This is a genomic window from Plantactinospora sp. WMMC1484 (genome assembly GCF_049315195.1).
In the GTDB taxonomy this organism is placed as follows: Bacteria; Actinomycetota; Actinomycetes; order Mycobacteriales; family Micromonosporaceae; genus Plantactinospora.
In genome coordinates, this window is record NZ_CP186055.1 from 2,266,332 (window position 1) to 2,284,254 (window position 17,923).

At 71.1% G+C, this 17,923-nt stretch carries 15 protein-coding genes; 11 read left to right on the forward strand and 4 right to left on the reverse strand.

Annotated elements, in window-relative coordinates:
- Window positions 1-71: 71 nt before the first annotated feature.
- Window positions 72-1,631, forward strand: a complete 1,560-nt coding sequence (gene guaA, locus ACN28C_RS10040; protein ID WP_422773226.1) for a glutamine-hydrolyzing GMP synthase — start codon at window positions 72-74, stop codon at window positions 1,629-1,631.
- Window positions 1,632-1,638: 7 nt separating this feature from the next.
- Here guaA and ACN28C_RS10045 read toward each other — a convergent pair whose 3' ends face one another.
- Entirely contained in the window at window positions 1,639-2,103 is a 465-nt protein-coding gene (locus tag ACN28C_RS10045) for a PspC domain-containing protein (RefSeq protein WP_422773227.1), read from the reverse strand.
- 165 nt (window positions 2,104-2,268) lie between these two features.
- Between ACN28C_RS10045 and ACN28C_RS10050 the strand changes: the two genes are divergently transcribed.
- The 3 genes from ACN28C_RS10050 (at window position 2,269) to ACN28C_RS10060 (ending at window position 5,564) form a co-directional block, all read left to right on the forward strand.
- On the forward strand, window positions 2,269-3,216 hold the full coding sequence (locus ACN28C_RS10050; protein ID WP_422773228.1) for an NUDIX domain-containing protein: 948 nt from the start codon (window positions 2,269-2,271) through the stop codon (window positions 3,214-3,216).
- A gap of 85 nt (window positions 3,217-3,301) precedes the next feature.
- Window positions 3,302-4,288 (forward strand): NUDIX hydrolase, encoded by a 987-nt coding sequence (locus ACN28C_RS10055; RefSeq protein WP_422773229.1) that lies wholly within the window; start codon window positions 3,302-3,304, stop codon window positions 4,286-4,288.
- Window positions 4,289-4,610: 322 nt separating this feature from the next.
- Complete coding sequence (locus ACN28C_RS10060; protein WP_422774605.1) at window positions 4,611-5,564, forward strand: CDP-alcohol phosphatidyltransferase family protein; 954 nt, start codon at window positions 4,611-4,613, stop codon at window positions 5,562-5,564.
- A 120-nt stretch (window positions 5,565-5,684) separates the two neighbouring features.
- Here ACN28C_RS10060 and ACN28C_RS10065 read toward each other — a convergent pair whose 3' ends face one another.
- The 3 genes from ACN28C_RS10065 to ACN28C_RS10075 form a co-directional block, all read right to left on the reverse strand.
- The gene (locus ACN28C_RS10065) at window positions 5,685-6,938 is read right to left on the reverse strand and encodes a phosphatidylserine decarboxylase (protein WP_422773230.1); all 1,254 of its coding nucleotides are present in this window, start codon (window positions 6,936-6,938) and stop codon (window positions 5,685-5,687) included.
- 151 nt (window positions 6,939-7,089) lie between these two features.
- Window positions 7,090-7,701, reverse strand: coding sequence for a hypothetical protein (locus ACN28C_RS10070; RefSeq protein ID WP_422773231.1), 612 nt, complete (start codon window positions 7,699-7,701; stop codon window positions 7,090-7,092).
- Window positions 7,698-9,416: a PspC domain-containing protein gene (locus ACN28C_RS10075; protein ID WP_422773232.1), complete on the reverse strand. Its 1,719-nt coding sequence runs from the start codon at window positions 9,414-9,416 to the stop codon at window positions 7,698-7,700. The genes ACN28C_RS10070 and ACN28C_RS10075 overlap by 4 nt, the downstream gene beginning before the upstream one ends.
- 203 nt (window positions 9,417-9,619) lie before the next feature.
- Between ACN28C_RS10075 and ACN28C_RS10080 the strand changes: the two genes are divergently transcribed.
- The 7 genes from ACN28C_RS10080 to ACN28C_RS10110 all read left to right on the forward strand — a co-directional run bounded on the left by ACN28C_RS10080 (window position 9,620) and on the right by ACN28C_RS10110 (window position 17,857).
- Complete coding sequence (locus ACN28C_RS10080; RefSeq protein ID WP_422773233.1) at window positions 9,620-10,852, forward strand: PspC domain-containing protein; 1,233 nt, start codon at window positions 9,620-9,622, stop codon at window positions 10,850-10,852.
- 5 nt (window positions 10,853-10,857) lie between these two features.
- Window positions 10,858-11,541 (forward strand): response regulator, encoded by a 684-nt coding sequence (locus tag ACN28C_RS10085; protein ID WP_422773234.1) that lies wholly within the window; start codon window positions 10,858-10,860, stop codon window positions 11,539-11,541.
- Between the two features lie 482 nt (window positions 11,542-12,023).
- Window positions 12,024-13,655: a peptide ABC transporter substrate-binding protein gene (locus ACN28C_RS10090; RefSeq protein WP_422773235.1), complete on the forward strand. Its 1,632-nt coding sequence runs from the start codon at window positions 12,024-12,026 to the stop codon at window positions 13,653-13,655.
- A 182-nt stretch (window positions 13,656-13,837) separates the two neighbouring features.
- Window positions 13,838-14,764 (forward strand): ABC transporter permease, encoded by a 927-nt coding sequence (locus tag ACN28C_RS10095; protein ID WP_421495224.1) that lies wholly within the window; start codon window positions 13,838-13,840, stop codon window positions 14,762-14,764.
- 84 nt (window positions 14,765-14,848) lie between these two features.
- Entirely contained in the window at window positions 14,849-15,790 is a 942-nt protein-coding gene (locus ACN28C_RS10100; protein ID WP_421495223.1) for an ABC transporter permease, read from the forward strand.
- 8 nt (window positions 15,791-15,798) lie between these two features.
- Window positions 15,799-16,845 carry an ABC transporter ATP-binding protein gene (locus ACN28C_RS10105; RefSeq protein ID WP_421495222.1) on the forward strand — a complete coding sequence of 349 codons (1,047 nt, stop codon included), beginning with the start codon at window positions 15,799-15,801 and terminating at the stop codon, window positions 16,843-16,845.
- A complete protein-coding gene (locus ACN28C_RS10110; protein ID WP_422773236.1) occupies window positions 16,826-17,857 on the forward strand; it encodes an ABC transporter ATP-binding protein in 1,032 nt (343 codons plus the stop codon). The genes ACN28C_RS10105 and ACN28C_RS10110 overlap by 20 nt, the downstream gene beginning before the upstream one ends.
- Window positions 17,858-17,923 lie beyond the last annotated feature (66 nt).

Genomic DNA, 17,923 nt, shown 5'->3' on the forward strand with positions numbered 1-17,923 from the left:
CACCTGGTCGGGGGAGCAGCGTCCGGCGGCGGCTTACCGGTGCCGGCCGGGGCTCGGTAGGCTTCTTACACATGAACACGCCGCGCCCGGTCCTGGTGGTGGACTTCGGAGCCCAGTACGCCCAGCTCATCGCCCGCCGTGTGCGAGAGGCCCGGGTCTACTCGGAGATCGTGCCGCACACGATGCCGGTTTCCGAGATGCTGACCAGGGATCCGGCGGCGATCATCCTCTCCGGCGGCCCGGCCAGCGTCTACGCCCCGGGTGCGCCGCAGGTCGACCCGAAGCTCTTCGACACCGGCGTGCCGGTCCTCGGCATCTGCTACGGCTTCCAGGCGATGGCCCGGGCGCTCGGCGGCACCGTGGCGCACACCGGCGGCCGGGAGTACGGCGGCACCGTCCTGCGCACCTGCCCCGGCGTGAGCGCGACCGCGTTGCTCCGCGACCTTCCGGCCGAGCTCTCCGTCTGGATGAGCCACGGCGACTGTGTGACGGAGGCGCCCGCCGGGTTCACCGTGACCGCCGAGTCCGCCGGGGCGCCCGTGGCCGCCTTCGAGGATCTGGCCGGGCGCCGGGTCGGCACCCAGTTCCACCCCGAGGTGGGGCACACCGAGCACGGCCAGCGGATGCTGGAGCGATTCCTCTACGACGTGGCGGGGATCGAGCCGACCTGGAACCCGGAGAACATCATCTCCGACCAGATCGCCGAGATCCGCTCCCGGGTCGGCGACAAGGAGGTCATCTGCGGCCTCTCCGGCGGTGTCGACTCGGCCGTGGCCGCCGCCCTGGTGCACCGGGCCGTCGGTGACCAGCTCACCTGCGTCTTCGTCGACCACGGTCTGCTGCGGGCCGGCGAGGCCGAGCAGGTGGAGAAGGACTACGTCGCCGCCACCGGGATCAAGCTCAAGGTCGTCGACGCGGCCGACCGGTTTCTGGGCGCGCTGGCCGGGGTGACCGACCCGGAGCAGAAGCGCAAGATCATCGGCCGGGAGTTCATCCGGGTCTTCGAGGCGGCGGCCCGGGAGGTGGCGGCGAGCGGCGACGTCGAGTTCCTGGTGCAGGGCACCCTCTACCCCGACGTCGTGGAGTCCGGCGGCGGCAGCGGCACCGCCAACATCAAGTCGCACCACAACGTCGGCGGCCTGCCGGAGGATCTGACGTTTTCGCTGGTGGAGCCGCTGCGTACGCTCTTCAAGGACGAGGTACGCCAGCTCGGCCTGGCGCTGGGCCTACCCGAGGCGATGGTCTGGCGGCACCCGTTCCCCGGTCCGGGGCTCGCCATCCGGATCATCGGTGCGGTGGACCGGCAGCGGCTCGACCTGCTCCGGGCGGCCGATCTGATCGCCCGGGAGGAACTCACCGCCGCCGGTCTCGACCGGGATGTCTGGCAGTTCCCGGTGGTGCTGCTCGCCGACGTACGCAGCGTCGGGGTGCAGGGCGACGGACGCAGTTACGGGCACCCGGTGGTGCTCCGGCCGGTCTCCAGCTCCGACGCCATGACGGCGGACTGGTCCCGCCTGCCGTACGACGTGATCGGCCGGATCTCCACCCGGATCACCAACGAGGTCGCGGAGGTCAACCGGGTGGTGCTCGACGTGACGAGCAAACCGCCGGGCACCATCGAGTGGGAGTGACCCGCCGTCACGCCGGAGGGCGCGCGGCCGGCGGGGCCGGCGGGCTCTGTGGCTCGGAGGCGGTAGGCGGCTCCGATGCGCTCTGCGGTTCCGATGCGCTCTGCGGTTCCGATGCGCTCTGCGGTTCCGATGCGGTAGGCGGTTCCGATGCGGGAGGCGGGGCTGGCGGGGACGGTGGGGTGTTCGCGCCGGCGGGCCAGCTCGGCGGCCAGACCGGGCCACGGCCCGGGGCCGGGTGCGGCCAGGCCGGCGCGTCGGCCGGCTCCTCCGGCATCAGGAACCAGAGCACCGGGTACGCCAGCAGGCCGAGCCCGCCGGTGAAGACCGCGACCGCAGCGAAGATCACCCGTACCAGGGTGGGGTCGACGTTGAAGTAGCGGCCGAGGCCGCTCGCCACACCGGCGATCATCCGGTCCGTGGTCGGGCGGCGGAGCTGCTTGTACGGGGGCTGGCTGGGTGGCATCTGCGTCATACCTCCACGGTCCGCCCGGCGCGCCCGCATGTCCTCGGTGACCGCCCGGATAGCTACCCTGACCGTTCCCTGACCAGCGCTCGTCGGGTGCGGTGACGTGGTCAACTGTCAGGAATCCGACTCTTTTTGTGGCCGGGTCAGATGATCAAGGGAGAATTTGGTCCTGTGACCCCCGCGCTGGAACCCATCCGCAGGATCGCCGCGTACGCGATTTGCACCGATTCAACGGATCGTGTGCTCCTGGTCCGAGCCTCCACCCGCTCCGGGACGCCCGGTGTCTGGTCGCTGCCCGGCGGCGCCGTCGACCACGGCGAGGACCCGAACCACACGGTGGTACGCGAGACGGCAGCAGAGACCGGCCTCTCGGTCTCCGTGCTGGGTCTGCGTGACGTCCTCGCCGACATGAGATCGCTGCCGCACCGGGGCGTCACGATCCACACCGATCGCCTGCTCTACCAGGTCTCCGTCCGGGGCGGCACGCTCTGCGACCGCGTCGGCCAACCGACCGACCTCGCCCGCTGGCACACCGTGGAGGAGGCCGGCAGGCTGCTGCTGCGGCCCTTCACCGCGCGCGCCCTCGGCCTGCCGTGCGGGCCGATCGACCTGCGGCCGGAGGAGGCGCCGGAGTTCCCCTCCTTCCACGCCGTGCCCGGTCCGGACGGCCTGCACCGGGCTCAGCGCTTCGCGGCGTACGCGGTCGCCACCGACCCGGCCGGCCGGGTGCTGCTGACCCGGGTCGCCGACGGCTATCCCGGGGCGGGATGCTGGCACCTGCCCGGCGGCGGCACCGACTACGGCGAGCAGCCGGGGGCGGCGCTGATCCGGGAACTCGTCGAGGAGACCGGGCAGCGCGGCCGGCTGGTCGAGCTGATCGGGGTGGCGAGCCACCGGGACGCGGCCTCGCTCGGCCCGGAGGGCTATCCGATCGACTGGCACGGCGTACGCGCCTTCTACCGGGTGGTGGTCGACTCGCCGGCACCACCGACCGTCGGCGATGTCGGCGGCTCCACCTCCGAGGCCCGTTGGTTCGGCCGGGAGGAGTTGGAGGCACTGCCGGTGGACCGGCTGACCGAGGTGACCGCCGAGGCCGTCCAGGCTGCCCGACTGGGCTGAGTCGTTACCGGAAACCGACCGACCCCACCGGCCCGGCCGCCGTCGCACGCGGCATGATCGATACGGGTGCGGGAAGGGAGCGGTGGTGCGACGGCGACGGCGGATCGGGGCGTACGGGCTGTGCCGGGACGGGCAGCGGGTACTCCTCGTCCGGGGCTCCGCCACCTCCGGCTCTGCGCGGATCTGGCAACTCCCGGGCGGCGGTGTCGCGCACGGGGAGCACCCGGCCACGGCGGTGCGGCGCGAGTTTGCCGAGGAGACCGGGCTCAGCATCGAGGTGACCGGGCTGCGGGCGGTGCTCGCCGACGTGGTCCGGCTGGTCGACGCCGACGGGAAGGTGGCCGAGCACACCGACCGGATCGTCTACGACGTCGTCCCGACCGGCGGCAGGCTGCGCGCCGAGCCGGACGGTGGCGGTGACGAGGTCGCCTGGGTCACCCCGGACGACCTGGCCGGGCTGACCCTGATGCCGTTCACCGCCGACCTGCTGGGCCTGCCGGTGGAGCCGCTGCCTGAGGACGCCCGGCTCGCCCCGGAGGAGGCTCGGGGCGCCGGACCTGCCGTGCCGGTCGACCGGCACCAGCGCTTCGCGGCGTACGGGCTGGCCACCGATCCGGCCGGCCGGATCCTGCTCACCCGGATCGCGGCGGGATTTCCCGGTGCCGGCCGGTGGCACCTGCCGGGCGGCGGCACCGACCACGGCGAGCAGCCGGTCAGCGCGCTGCTGCGGGAACTGGTCGAGGAGACCGGCCAGCTCGGTCGGGTGACCGGCCTGCTGCACGTGTCGCACCGGCACAACACCGCCGAGTTCGGTCCGGAGGGCCGGCCGCTGGACTGGCACGGGGTCCGGGCGATCTACCGGGTCGAGGTCGACGCGCCCACCGAGGCGACGGTGACCGAGGCGGCGGGCGGATCGACCGAGATCGCCGGCTGGTTCCGGCCGGCCGAGGTGGGGCGGCTGGCGCGTACCGAGGTGGTGGACGCGGCACTCGCCGCGATCCAGCCGACTCGATCCGGCGAAGAGGTGCGCCCTGGCGAGCCGCGAAAATTCCTCCCGAAACGATGGTTGTGACTGGTTCGGCTACAGTTGTGGCAGGCTCGATACCGCACCCCGGTGGGGCCGGCGTCCCCTGATGAGAGGTCTGGGTGCCTCGGGTGGTTTGCGAGAAATAGCCTTCAGGTAGCTATCGCGGATCCCTGCCCGTCTGTGCGATGGTGTAGGCCGCAATTGGTTGCCGGCCAAGGAGTCCCGGTGCCCGATGGCGCTTGGGCGGTTGCCGCCACGGTGGCGGAGACGTTGATCCGGTGATGGAGGAAGAGTGCCGAGAGCCCCATGGCGTCGGCGTCGCACGTCGGAGAGCCCGCGCCCCGCAGGGCGCCGGTGGGCGGGACGGCTGCGCCGTAGCGGTGCGTTCGCCCGGCAGGTGTTGCTGGTCCGGGTAGGACGCCGGGAGCAGAGCCTGGGTGGCGGCACCGGCGCCCTCGTGCTGTCCGACCGCCGCCTCTACCGCGACGACCCCGCCCGGCACGACCCGTACGGGGTTGGCCGGCTCTCCGCCGCCGAGATCGAGTCGGTCGTGCCGGTGAGTCCGGCGGTCGGCCCGGCTGAGCCGGTCGGCCCGGCTGAGCCGGTCGACGCTCCCGACTCCGCCATGGCGGTCCCGCTCCTGCCCGGCGAGCGGACCGCGGCCCGCCGGATCAAGTTCGCGGTGGTGAACGCCTGCACCCTGGCCAGCCTGACCCTCGGGCTGCTCGCCATCTTCCAGGCGATGCAGGGCGACGTGCGGGTCGCGGCGTACTGCCTGATCGCCTGCGTCGCGTTCGACGGACTCGACGGGGCGCTGGCCCGCAAGATGGGCGTGGCCAGCCCGTTCGGCGCCCAGATGGACTCGCTGGCCGACATGTGCTCGTTCGGCCTGGCCGCCCCGGTGGTGGTCTACGCCTCGCTGGTGGGCTCGGTCTCGACCTCGGCTGCCGGCGTGGCCTGCGCGCTCGTGGCGGGGTGCGCGGCGGTGCGGCTCGCCCGGTTCAACGTGTCGCCGAAGGACGGCCGGTTCTTCTGCGGGGTACCGACCACGATGGCCGCGGCGGTCCTCGCCCTGGCGGTGCTGATCGGCCTGCCCGTCTCAGGCGAGATCCAGGTGGCCGGCATGGGACTGCTCGCCTTCGCCATGGTCTCCAGCTTCCCGTACGCCAAACTGGCGCGGTTGATCAAGTTTCCGCCGTGGGTGTGGCTGGTCCCGGTGATCGGTGCCCTGATCGACATCAGGCTCACCTTCGCGCTCCTGGTGGTCGGTTACCTGGTCAGCGGGCCGCTGGTCTGGCTCCGCCAGCGCCGTACCGTGTGACCCGGCTGCGCCGGACCGTCTGACCGACCGGAAGACGACGGCCCGTGCCGCAGAGTCCCTTCCGTGGACCCTGCGGCACGTGACACAGGGGCACGTCGCCGCCGTCGGTGGCCGGGACGGTCAGCGCCAGCGGGCGATGATCGAGGACCCGCCGATCACCCGTTCGCCCGGGCCGACCACCGGCTCGGCCGCGTCGGCGGGCAGGTAGACGTCGGTCCGCGAGCCGAACCGGATCAGGCCGAACCGTTCGCCCCGGGCCAGCAGCGCACCGACCGGGGCCCGCTGCACGATCCGCCGGGCGACCAGGCCGGTCCGCTGGGCCACCACCACGGTGCCGTGATCGGTGTCCAGCACCGTGTACGCGGCGACGTTGTGCTCGGCGTCCGGCTTCATCGCGGCGGCGAAACCGCCGTCCGAGACGAAGTAGTCGACCACCTTGCCCGCCACCGGCGAGCGGTTGACGTGCACGTCCAGCACGGAGAGGAAGACCGCGATCCGGAGGAACTCGCCGTCGCCGAAGCGCTCGTCCCGGAGCCGCTGCACGGAGAGGACCTGACCGTCGGCGGCGGCGACGACGGCGGACCCGTCGTCCGGTACGTCCCGCTCCGGGTCCCGGAAAAAGGCGGCCACCGGACCGGCGGCGAGTGCGGGCACCAGCCAGAGCCGGGACTTCGGCCGGGTGATCCGGGTGATCGCGGCGAGTCCCAACGCGATGCCGGCCGCGGCGATCCCGTTGGAGTCGATGTGCATCCGCCGGGTCAGCGGCACGCTCGACGTGCGGTAGGCGGGTGCCAGCCGGGCCGCGACCGACACGTCGGCCGGGGTGAACCGGAGCCGGTGCACCCGGACCGGAGGCTGGTTGACCAGGACGAGGTCGGTGGCGACGCCGAACAGGGCGCTCTGCCGGTCGAGCTCGGCGACGGCACCCGGGGACCGGCCGGGCAGCGCCGGCGCCAGCACGCTGAGCACGCCGCCGCCGGTCAGGTGTTTGGTCAGGCCGTCCAGCGTGGCCCGGGTCTCCTCGGCGGTGCCGGTCAACGGCTCGGCAGCGATCACGACGTCCGCCGCGTCCGCCTCGATCAGCGAGTCGACCACCCGTACCCGGTTGGTGGTCCACTGCCCGAGCGTCCCGAGGTGCTCCCGGAGCTGGTCCGCGGCGAGCGCGTCCGCCGGTACGACGGTGAGCACGTCGTCGTGCAGCTGCGCGTCGAGCGCTGCGGCCAGTACCGGCGAGTCGGTGGTGGCCCCGACCAGCAGGGTGGTCTTCGGGCCCTGGTGCCGGGAGGTCTCGGCGGTGAGGACGCGGGCGGCGCGCTCGCCGACGCGGACCGGACGGCCTGGGCCGGTGGCGCGTCCGGCGGGGGACTGGGTCATCTCGGGCGGGCTCCTCGCGAGGTCAGGACGGACGGCTGCCGATGCCGGCGCGGGCTACGCGGTGGGCGGTTCGCGGCTGCGGCACGTGATCGGCCGGCGGAGGGAAACCTCCGCCGGCCAGTCTAGGCACCGCCCGATTCCGCCGCACCGATCACGTGGGCCGCTCGGTGCCCCTGCCTGTTCCGGGGGCATCTCCGGGGAGGTTGCCGGCCGGCCCTTCCCGACGCGGCCCGTCGTCGCCGTCCTGCCCGCCGGAGAACGTGTCGGTGGGCCGCGGGAACGATTCGGTGGCACCCCGGGGGTACAACTCGGCGGTGGGCCGGTCGACGTCGATCTGCTCGGCCGGGTCGCGGTCGAACCGCCAGTTGGGGTCGGGTGCGGTTGATGCGGTCGGGACCGGGTCGACCGGGTCGACCGGAGCGACCGGAGCGACCGGGTCCGGGTCGGTCGGTCGGGTCTGGTCCGGGTCGATCGCTCCGCCCCGGTCCGGGCCGGTCGGTCGGGCCGACCCGGTATCGGTCGACCGGGCCGGTTCCGTGACCGTCGGCCCGGCCGGCTCTGTCGCCGGCTGCCGCCCCGACCGGTTCGCCCGGAGAACGCCGACCAGCCCCAGTGCGCCGACCCCGATCAGGCCCGCCGCCACCAACCAGCCGATGGCCGGCAGCGTGAGGTGCATGAGCTGCGCGAACAGCCACCAGGTGGCGATGGCGAGGAAGATCAGGGCGAACGTCAGCGACACCCCGTCGGTGCGGTGCGCCTTCATCGTGTCACCTCCGCAGTGGCGGCATCGACCGACAGGTCGAGCAGCAGTTTGCCACCGCCGGCTCCGTCCTCGCCGAGGTCGGTCACCTCGCGCGGGCTGCCGTTGAAGTGGCCGTACCGGTGGTCCAGGACCAGGGCGTCCCCCGCGTTCACATCGAGCCGTACGGTCACGTCGACGGTGGCCGGCAGGATCACCTTCACCTCACCGAGGTCGACGTCGACGCTCACCCGGGCGTCCTGACCGGTGAAGTCGATCCGGGTCAGGTCCAGCGTGGCCTTGCCGAGCCGGGTCTCGTAGCGGTCGGCGAGCACGGCGTAGCTGGCTGGCGCCCAGAGGACGTCCTCCTCGTGCTGGAGCCCGGTCTGCGACTCGGCCACGGTGGAGATGCCAAGGGCAAAGGCCGCGACCAGCCCGAGGGCTATCAGCCAGCGGGCTCGGCCGAACCAGGCGCCGACCAGCAGCCCGATGGCGATCGTCACCAGGACGGCGGCGAAGTAGGTGGACGGCGCGATCCGGATCGCGTTCGTCAGGTCGAGGATCGCGACCAGGCCGATCGCCACGAAGATCATCGAGAAGGTGGCACCGCCCAGCGCCGAGCGTTCGCGTGGCCGCTTCGGCTCCTTCACCCTCGGCGGTGGCGGCGGTGGTGGTGGGACCGGCCGCGCGGTGGCGTACGGGCCGTGCGGCGCGAACGGTGCCCGGTAGCCCCCGGGCACGGGCGGCACGGCCGGCTGCGCGCCGGTCGGCGCGACCGCCGGCGGCACGGTCGGCCATCCGGGTGCTGCCCAGCCGGGCGCAGCCCAGCCCGGTGCCGGCGGTGGCGGGGCGGTGGCCGTCGTGGCCCCCGCCGGATAGCCCGGTGCGGTGGGCGGTTGCGCGGCCGGCGGGTACCAGCCCGGATATCCGGGCCCGGTCCCCGGCGGCACCGGGTGGCCGGTACCCGGCGGTGGATAGCCCGGCGGCGGTGGTGGCGCGGTGCCCGGTTGCCAGTACACCCCGGCCCGTCCCCGGTCCCGGTCCCGGTTGAGCAGCAGTGCGCCGGTGATGAGGACGGCTGCGCCGAGCAGGACGGCCCGGAAGGTGTCGGTGACGATGAAGCCGAAGAGCACCGCGACGACGATCCCGAGCACCAGCACCGTGACCGGGGACATGCTCGACCGGCCCCGGCCCAGCATCGACTCCACCGGTGAGGCGCTGTCACCCTCGGACGGAATGACCAGCCAGGCGGCGAGGTACACCAGGATGCCGATGCCGCCGAAGAAGCCGAGTACGGCGAGGAGGACCCGCCAGAGGATCGGGTCGCTGTTCGTGGCCCGGCCGATCGCGGCGCAGACGCCGGCCAGGTAGCGACCCTCGCGTGGCCGGACGAGGTTGTACCGGTAGGCGAATCCGAACTCCGGTCCGCCGCCTCCAGGTGGTGGCTCGCCGGGTCCGGGTGCTGTGGGTCCGCCGGGTCCGGAAGGTGGTGGGCCACCGGCTCCGGGCGGAGTGGATCCGCCCGCTCCGGGGGGTGGGGTGTCGCCGGGCGGCGGTGGCCAGGCTGTTCCGGGGGGCGGGCGGTCCCGCGGCTCGGCCGGTGGTGGGCCGGCAGCGCCGGGATCCGGCACCCCGGGATCCGGCACCCCGGGCCGCTCCTGAGCGGGGCCCGGGCTGTCCGCTCGGTCAGGGCCGCCCACCGGACCAGGCGTTCCGCGGGCGGCAGCGTCGTCGGTCATGCTCAGATCCTCCGTCGGTCATGCTCCGGCGGCCTCCGGCGGTGACCCTGAGCCCACCCTGAGATATCTCGCCGGCAAAGTCCGGGGAGTCCCCATGGCCGCCGAGCGGGGCGCGTGTGACGATCGGAGCGCGCCCTCCACCACCTGGGACCAGCCACCACCTGGGACCCACCCGACGCCCGAGGAGCCCGACTATCCGCGCCGTGACCGAGCCACCCCGGCTGTACCGCGCCCGCGATCACCGCATGGTCGCCGGGGTGGCCGCCGGGATCGCCCTGCACCTGGGCGTCCGTGCGGTCTGGGTGCGGATGGTGTTCCTCCTGCTGCTCGGGTTCAGCGGGCTCGGCCTGCTGCTCTACGCGGCGTTCTGGGCGGTGGTGCCGCCGTTGCCCGGCGGTGCCCCACCCCGGCGCAACGTCTTCCAACTGCTGCCGTTCGTCGCTATCGGCCTCGGCGTGATCCTGATCGAGGTGCTGGCGTTCAAGTCGGGCGGGGTGGCCGGGACGGCCGGCTGGTTGGTGTCGATCATCGCGGTCGGTGCCGGGGTGATCTGGCACCAGTCCGCGCCGGAGCGCCGCTGGCAGTGGGAGCGGTCACTGCCGGTGCCGTGGCTCGGCGCGGTGGTGGCGGAGAGCGACCGTCGGGCCTTCATCCTGCGGTTCATCGGTGGCGGGGTGCTGGTCGCTGTCGGCCTGATCGGCGTGGTGGCGGTGTACCGCCCGCAGGGCAACTTCGACGCCGTGATCAACGGCGTGATCTTCGCCCTCGTCGCGCTCGCCGGGGTCGCCGTGGTGGCCGCGCCGGTGCTCTGGCGGACCTACAACCAGCTGCGGGCGGAGCGGGAGGGACGGATCCGGGAGCAGGAGCGGGCCGAGTTGGCCGCGATGATCCACGACCAGGTGCTGCACACCCTCGCCCTGATCCAGCGCAACGCGGCCGACGTCAAGACCGTCCAGCGGCTCGCCCGGGGGCAGGAGCGGTCGCTGCGGAACTGGCTGTACCGGCCGACCGGTTCTCCCAGCGAGCGGTTCGCCGCAGCGCTGGAGCAGGCCGCTGCCGAGGTGGAGGACACCTTCGCGATCACGGTGGAGGCGGTGGTGGTCGGCGACCGGGAAACCGACGAACGGGTCGGCGCGCTGGTGGCCGCGGCCCGGGAGGCACTCGTCAACGCCGCCCGGCACGCGAAGGTGCAGACGGTGTCGCTCTACGCCGAGGTCGAGCCGGAGCAGGTCAGCGTCTTCGTCCGGGACCGGGGCGCGGGCTTCGATCCGACTACCGTTGAGGAACACCGGCACGGCGTACGGGGCTCGATCGTCGGGCGGATGAAGCGGCACGGTGGGCGGGCCGAGATCCGCAGCGCGCCGGGGGACGGTACCGAGGTGCGACTCTTCCTGCCGATTCCGCGGGAGAGCGCAGCAGCAGGAAAGGACAGGTAAGAATCATGGTCGAGACGACGGGGCCGGCGCAGGAGGGCATCTCGGAGCCGCAGCCGCTGCGGGTCTTCCTCGTCGACGACCACGCGATGTTCCGGGCCGGCGTACGGGCCGAGCTGGGTGCGCACGTCGAGGTGGTGGGCGAGGCCAGCACGGTGACCGAGGCGATCACCCGGATCGCGGCGACCGAGCCGGACGTGGTGCTGCTCGACGTACACATGCCGGACGGGGGCGGTCGGGCGGTGCTGGAGGCGGTCCGGCGTACCCGCCCGGAGGTGCGTTTTCTGGCACTGAGCGTCTCGGACGCGGCGGAGGACGTGATCGGGCTGATCCGGGCGGGTGCCCGGGGGTACGTCACCAAGACGATCTCGCCGGACGAGCTGACCGCCGCCATCCGCCGGGTAGCCGACGGTGACGCGGTCTTCAGCCCTCGGCTGGCCGGGTTCGTGCTGGACTCCTTCGCCTCCCGGCCGGACGCGCCGGTCGCGGACCCGGAGCTGGACCAGCTCACCAACCGCGAGCGGGAGGTGCTCAGGCTGCTCGCCCGGGGCTACGCCTACAAGGAGATCGCCAAGGAGTTGTTCATTTCGATCAAGACGGTGGAGACACACGTCTCGAACGTGCTGCGCAAGCTGCAGATGTCCAACCGCTACGAACTCTCCCGCTGGGCCGCCGACCGCCGCCTGGTCTGATCCGGCGGCCGGGTGCGGCCAGCGGTTGCTGCCGAGTCGCACGACCGTCGGCACGCGGCGCGCCATCGGCGGATCCGCCGGTAGGACATCGGTCGAGCGGAGGGTGCCCGGTCGATGACGTTCAGATAGCCTACATCGATGAATCTCGCTATCCCGGCACCTGTCGGCTGCCCGTCCGTCCGGGGTCGCGTTGCCCGAACGGCCGAACACGGCAGGTATGCGCTTGACATCGGAGAGCGCCCGAAGTGACGCGGGGAAGGTCACAGCGTGCCGGGTCGGCATCCAGCAACGTAACTGTTGCTGGCGACGTTTTCCCAGCTCAGAGCCATATTGGAGAGGCGCCGGGGTGGCTCGTACACGCACCGGAAACATTGCCCCGCAACTAACGGGTTGATAACGGCACCTTTCCGCGCTAGGCAGCTCAGTGTCACAGTGTCAGTCACCTCACAGTCCCTCGTGAGCGCCCTGAGGAGGCTTCACTCATGCGCGGGCAATTCCCGTTAAAGATGGCGGTCGGAGCGACCGCCATAATGTTGTTGGCGGCAGGCTGCGGTGGCGGCGATGACGAGACCTCGGCGGCCGACGCCCTGGTGTCGATCGGCATCGGCGAGCCGCAGCACCTGATCCCCTCCAACACCACCGAGTCCAACGGTGCCGAGGTGCTGGCTGCGCTCTTCAGCCCGCTCGTGGACTTCGACGCCGACAACGAGCCGTACCTGGTCGCCGCCGAGTCGGTGGAGTCGACGGACAACAAGGTCTGGACGATCAAGCTGAAGGACGGCTACACCTTCCACAACGGCGAGAAGGTGACCTCCGACAGCTACATCAACGCGTGGAACCACGGCGCGTACGGCCCGAACGGCAACGGCGGCTCGTACTTCTACGAGCGCATCGAGGGCTACAACGACCTGCAGTCCAAGGACCCGGACGGCGAAGAGGGCCCGCAGAAGGCTCCGGAGCCGAAGGCGAAGACCATGACCGGCCTCAAGAAGGTCGACGACCTCACCTTCACGGTGACGCTGACCGAGCCGTTCTCCGGCTGGCGTTCGGTGATGGGCTACACCGTCTTCTACCCGCTGCCGCAGGCGGCGTGGGCCTCCGAGGGTGTGCTCAAGGAGGACTTCGAGCAGGCGCCGATCGGTAACGGCCCGTTCAAGATGAAGGGCACCTGGCAGCACGACTCGAAGATCGAGGTCGAGCGCTACGACGCCTACCCGGGCGACAAGCCCAAGGTCGGCGGCGTCAACTACAAGATCTACCAGGAGCAGACCGCCCAGTACGCCGACCTGATGGGTGGCGCCCTGGACGTGGTGACCCAGATTCCGATCGAGAACCTGGCGCAGGCCCCGGCCGACCTGGGTGACCGCTTCAAGACCGGCCCGAACTCGCTCTTCCAGTTCGTCGGCTTCCCGACCTTCCTCCCGCAGTACTCGAAGGTCGAGGTCCGCAAGGCGATCTCCATGGCGATCAACCGCAAGGAGATCACCGACAACATCTTCCGTGGCTCGCAGAGCCCGGCGACCTCGTTCGTCTCCCCGGCGGTGGCCGGCTACCGCGAGAACAGCTGCGGCGAGCCGTGCACCTACGACCCGGCCAAGGCCAAGGCGGACTACGCGGCCGCGGGCGGCCCGGCGCAGATCAAGATCACGTACAACGCCGACGGTGGTCACAAGCCGTGGGTCGACGCGACCTGCAACCAGCTCAAGGCCAACCTCGGCGTCGACTGCGTCGGTGTCGGCGAGCCCAAGTTCGCCGACCTGCTCACCAAGGTCGAGAACAAGGAAGACGTCGGCATGATCCGGCTCGGCTGGATCATGGACTACCCGCTGATGGAGAACTACCTCGGCCCGCTGTACGGGACCAACGGTTCGTCGAACTACTACGGCTACAGCAACCCGGAGTTCGACAACCTGGTCAAGCAGGGTTCGGCCGCGCCGACCGAGGAAGAGGCCATCAAGCTCTGGCAGCAGGCCGAGGACATCCTCGCCCGCGACATGCCGGTGATTCCGCTGCGGCTCGGCCAGAACGTCTACGGCCACTCGGAGCGGGTCAAGAACGTCGAGGTCGACAAGTTCCAGAAGGTCGAGCTCCTCAAGATCGAGGCGACGAGCTGACCTGACTGCTCCACGTCACGGACGGTCCGGTCCACCCGGCCAAACCCGGGTCGGATCGGACCGTCCGTGCGAGCCTCACCGGCCCGCCATCGGACCGGTGGGGCTGCAGTCGCTACCGTGCGCATCACGGTCTGCTGCCCACCAGGCAGTCGCCGATGCTCGTCTCGCTAAGGACTTGGGATATGTTCCGCTACTTCGTGCGGCGCGTGCTGCAGGGGGTCCTGACGTTTTTCGGGGCCACCTTCATCGTGTACGCGCTGATGTTCGCCAACCAGGACGACCCGCTCCAGGCTCTGGCGGGTGAGCGACCACTGCCGGAGAACGTCCGGCAGGCGCTCACCGAAAGGTACCATCTGGACGATCCGTTCATCCTCCAATATGGCCACTACATGCGCGGCCTGCTGACCGGGGACTTCGGCATCTCGCTGACCAACCGGCCGATCGCCGACATGATGCAGCAGGCCTGGCCGGTGACCATCCGGCTCGCCGTCTTCGCGATCATCATCTCGGCGCTCTTCGCCGTCACTGCCGGCATCATCTCCGGGATCCGGCGCGGTGGGCTCTTCGACAACACCACGCTGATCATCACGCTGATCCTGCTCTCCCTGCCGATCGTCGTGCTGGCGCCGCTGGCGCAGCTCATCTTCGGCGTGCAGTTGCGGTGGTTTCCCGCGACAGCCGGTGCCGAACCCGGGTTCTACCAACTCATCCTTCCGGCGGTGGTGCTGAGCTGTCTGGTCATCGCCACCCAGATCCGGGTCACCCGGGCGTCGGTCGCGGAGAACCTCCGCTCGGACTACGTCCGCACCGCCCGGGCCAAGGGCCTGGCGAACCGGCGGGTGATCGGCGTCCACGTGCTGCGCAACTCGCTGATCCCGGTCGTGACGCTGATCGGTCTCGACCTGGGGCAACTGATGGCCGGCGCGATCGTCACCGAGGGTGTCTTCAACATCCCGGGCGTCGGCTTCAACCTGTTCCGGGGTATCCGCACCGAGGACGGGCCGCTGGTGGTCGGGTTCGTCAGCATCCTGGTGATCGTCTTCCTGGTGGTCAACCTGATCGTCGACCTGCTGTACGCGGTCCTCGACCCGAGGATCCGTTATGAGTAAGCGAAACCGCCGGCTCAGCGCGTGTGTGCCTGATGGCGGCGCGGAGCGTAGCGAGATGGCGGGCAAGAGTGAGCGAGGCGCCCGATGAGTAACGTCGAATCTGCGGCCAAGGCCGAGGCCGATGCCATACCCGGAGGCCCGCCCGGAGCCCCGGAGGCCGGACCGGAGAAGCCACGCAGCCTGACCGGCGACGCCTGGGACGACCTGCGCCGGAACTGGATCTTCTGGGGAGCCGCGGTGCTGGTCGTGCTGGTCGTCACGATGGCGGCCTTCCCGACCCTGTTCACCTCGGCCGACCCGGGTGCCTGCGCGCTCTCCCGGCAGCACCAGGGGCCCTCCGGCGGGGCGATCTTCGGCTACAACTTCCAGGGCTGTGACGTCTACGCCCGGACGATCCACGGTGCCCGCAACTCGGTGCTGATCGGGCTCTTCGCCACCCTGATCGCCGGGACGATCGGCCTGGTCGTCGGGATGGCGGCCGGCTACTTCGGCGGCTGGATCGATGCCCTGCTCGCCCGCGGCATCGACATCGTGCTCGGCATCCCCACCCTGCTCGCGGCGATCGTGCTCGCCCGGCGGCTCTCCGCCGACCCGCAGAACTCGGGCTTCTGGGCGGTGGTCTTCACCCTGGGGGTGCTGACCTGGACCACCGGTGCCCGGATCATGCGTTCGTCGGTGATCGCGGCCAAGAGCCAGGACTACGTCGCGGCGGCCCGGATGCTGGGCGCCGGCCCGGTGCGGCTGATGTTCCGGCACATCCTGCCGAACGCGGCCGCGCCCTTCGTGGTGGTGCTGACCATCCTGCTCGGCATCAACATCGCCACCGAGGCCACCCTGACCTTCCTCGGTGTCGGCCTGAAGGGCAACGCCATCTCCTGGGGCATCGACATCTCGACGGCGGCGCCGTACGTCCGGGAGACGGCCACTCCGCTGGTCTGGCCGTCGGTCTTCCTGGCCATGACCGTGCTGGCGTTCATCATGCTCGGCGACGCGATCCGCGACGCCTTCGACCCGAGGCTGCGGTGAGCTGACCCATGACCGATATCAAGGCAGAGATCGACGTCCTGCCCGGGCTGGACTCGTCCGCCCGGCTGCTGGAGGTCGAGGGTCTGCGCGTCGAGTTCCGTACCCAGGTCGGGGTGGCCAAGGCGATCAACGGGGTGGACCTGTACCTGGATCCCGGTGAGACGCTGGCGATCCTGGGTGAGTCCGGCTGCGGCAAGTCCGTCACCGCCCAGGCGATCATGGGCATTCTCGATTCGCCGCCCGGCTTCGTCACCGGGGGTGCGATCCGCTATCGCGGCGTCGACCTGCTCAAGCTCCCCGAGGAGCAGCGTCGCAAGGTACGCGCCAACCACATCGCGATGATCTTCCAGGACGCGCTCTCCGCGCTGAACCCGGTCTTCTCGGTCGGGTTCCAGCTCGGCGAGCTGTTCCGGATGCATCGGGGGATGTCCCGGCACGACGCGAAGAAGCGGTCGATCGAGCTGCTCGACATGGTCAAGATCCCGGCCGCCCGGCAGCGGATCAACGACTATCCGCACCAGTTCTCCGGCGGCATGCGGCAGCGCGTCATGATCGCGATGGCACTGGCGCTGGACCCCAAGGTGCTGATCGCCGACGAGCCGACCACGGCGCTGGACGTGACCGTGCAGGCGCAGATCATGAACCTCCTCGCCGAGCTGCGGCGGGAGCGGAACATGGGACTGATCCTGATCACCCACGACATGGGCGTGGTCGCCGACGTGGCCGACCGGATCTCGGTGATGTACGCCGGGAAGGTGGTCGAGGAGGCGCCGGTGCTGGACATCTACGCCCGGCCGGCGCACCCCTACACCAAGGCGCTGCTGGAGTCCATTCCTCGGCTGGACCACAAGGGGCAGCAGCTCAACGTGATCCGGGGACTGCCGCCCAACCTGACCCGGATCCCGGCCGGCTGCCCGTTCCACCCGCGCTGCGGGTACGCCCGCGACGCCTGCCGGGTCGACCCGGCCCCGCAGCAGTACGACGTGGCACCGGGCCGGACGGCGCGTTGCCACTTCTGGACGGAGGTGGTCGGCGATGAGCCAGCCGTCAGGTAACGACGTGGTGCTGGAGACCCGCGACCTGGTCAAGCACTTCCCGATCACCCGGGGCATCGTCTTCCAGCGGAAGATCGGTGCGGTGCGCGCGGTCGACGGTGTCGACCTGCAACTGCGCCGGGGCGAAACCCTCGGCGTGGTGGGCGAGTCGGGGTGCGGCAAGTCGACGCTGGCCAAGCTGCTGGTCGGGCTGGAGAAGCCGACCAGCGGCTCGATCGACGTCCGGGGCCAGGACATGACCCGGCTGGCCGGCGGTGCCCTGCGGCGGGCGCGGCGTCACATTCAGATGGTGTTGCAGGACCCGTACACCTCGCTCAACCCGCGCATGACGGTCGGCGACATCATCGGCGAGCCGTTCGACATCCACCCGGACGTGGTGCCGGCGGGGCAGCGGAAGCAGCGGGTCCGGGAGCTGCTGGATCTTGTCGGGTTGAACCCGGAGCACATCAACCGGTACCCGCACCAGTTCTCGGGTGGGCAGCGGCAGCGGATCGGCATCGCCCGGGCGCTGGCGTTGCAGCCGGAGATCATCGTCTGTGACGAGCCGGTCTCGGCGCTGGACGTGTCGATCCAGGCCCAGGTGATCAACCTGTTGGAGAAGTTGCAGCACGAGCTCGGGCTCTCGTACATCTTCATCGCGCACGACCTGTCGGTGGTGCGGCACATCGCCAACCGGGTCGCGGTGATGTACCTCGGCAAGATCGTGGAGATCGGCGTCGAGGACGAGATCTACGAGCGGCCGACGCACCCCTACACCCAGGCGCTGCTCTCGGCGGTGCCGGTGCCGGACCCGACGCTGCGCGGTCAGCGCGACCAGATCGTCCTGGAGGGTGACGTGCCGTCGCCGGCCAACCCGCCCTCGGGGTGCCGGTTCCGGACCCGGTGCTGGAAGGCGCAGGAGATCTGCGCGACCCAGGAGCCGGCACTGGTCGAGCGGGAGCGTTCGGCGCACCCGAGCGCGTGCCACTTCGCCGAGGAGCGGGACGTGGTACACGCGCACGTGGTCGACTAGACCGGTCAGGCGTCGGTGGTGGGCCTGACCCGGCCGCCACCGGTGGTAGTAGAACGCCTCCTCACT

Bases quoted from the DNA above. Each gene is read 5' to 3' on its own strand.
- ACN28C_RS10095 (WP_421495224.1), top strand. From the start codon at position 13,838: ATGTTCCGCTACTTCGTGCGGCGCGTGCTGCAGGGGGTCCTGACGTTT.
- ACN28C_RS10065 (WP_422773230.1), bottom strand. From the start codon at position 6,938: ATGACCCAGTCCCCCGCCGGACGCGCCACCGGCCCAGGCCGTCCGGTC.
- ACN28C_RS10100 (WP_421495223.1), top strand. From the start codon at position 14,849: ATGAGTAACGTCGAATCTGCGGCCAAGGCCGAGGCCGATGCCATACCC.
- ACN28C_RS10090 (WP_422773235.1), top strand. From the start codon at position 12,024: ATGCGCGGGCAATTCCCGTTAAAGATGGCGGTCGGAGCGACCGCCATA.
- ACN28C_RS10070 (WP_422773231.1), bottom strand. From the start codon at position 7,701: ATGAAGGCGCACCGCACCGACGGGGTGTCGCTGACGTTCGCCCTGATC.
- guaA (WP_422773226.1), top strand. From the start codon at position 72: ATGAACACGCCGCGCCCGGTCCTGGTGGTGGACTTCGGAGCCCAGTAC.
- ACN28C_RS10110 (WP_422773236.1), top strand. From the start codon at position 16,826: ATGAGCCAGCCGTCAGGTAACGACGTGGTGCTGGAGACCCGCGACCTG.
- ACN28C_RS10045 (WP_422773227.1), bottom strand. From the start codon at position 2,103: ATGACGCAGATGCCACCCAGCCAGCCCCCGTACAAGCAGCTCCGCCGC.
- ACN28C_RS10105 (WP_421495222.1), top strand. From the start codon at position 15,799: ATGACCGATATCAAGGCAGAGATCGACGTCCTGCCCGGGCTGGACTCG.
- ACN28C_RS10085 (WP_422773234.1), top strand. From the start codon at position 10,858: ATGGTCGAGACGACGGGGCCGGCGCAGGAGGGCATCTCGGAGCCGCAG.
- ACN28C_RS10075 (WP_422773232.1), bottom strand. From the start codon at position 9,416: ATGACCGACGACGCTGCCGCCCGCGGAACGCCTGGTCCGGTGGGCGGC.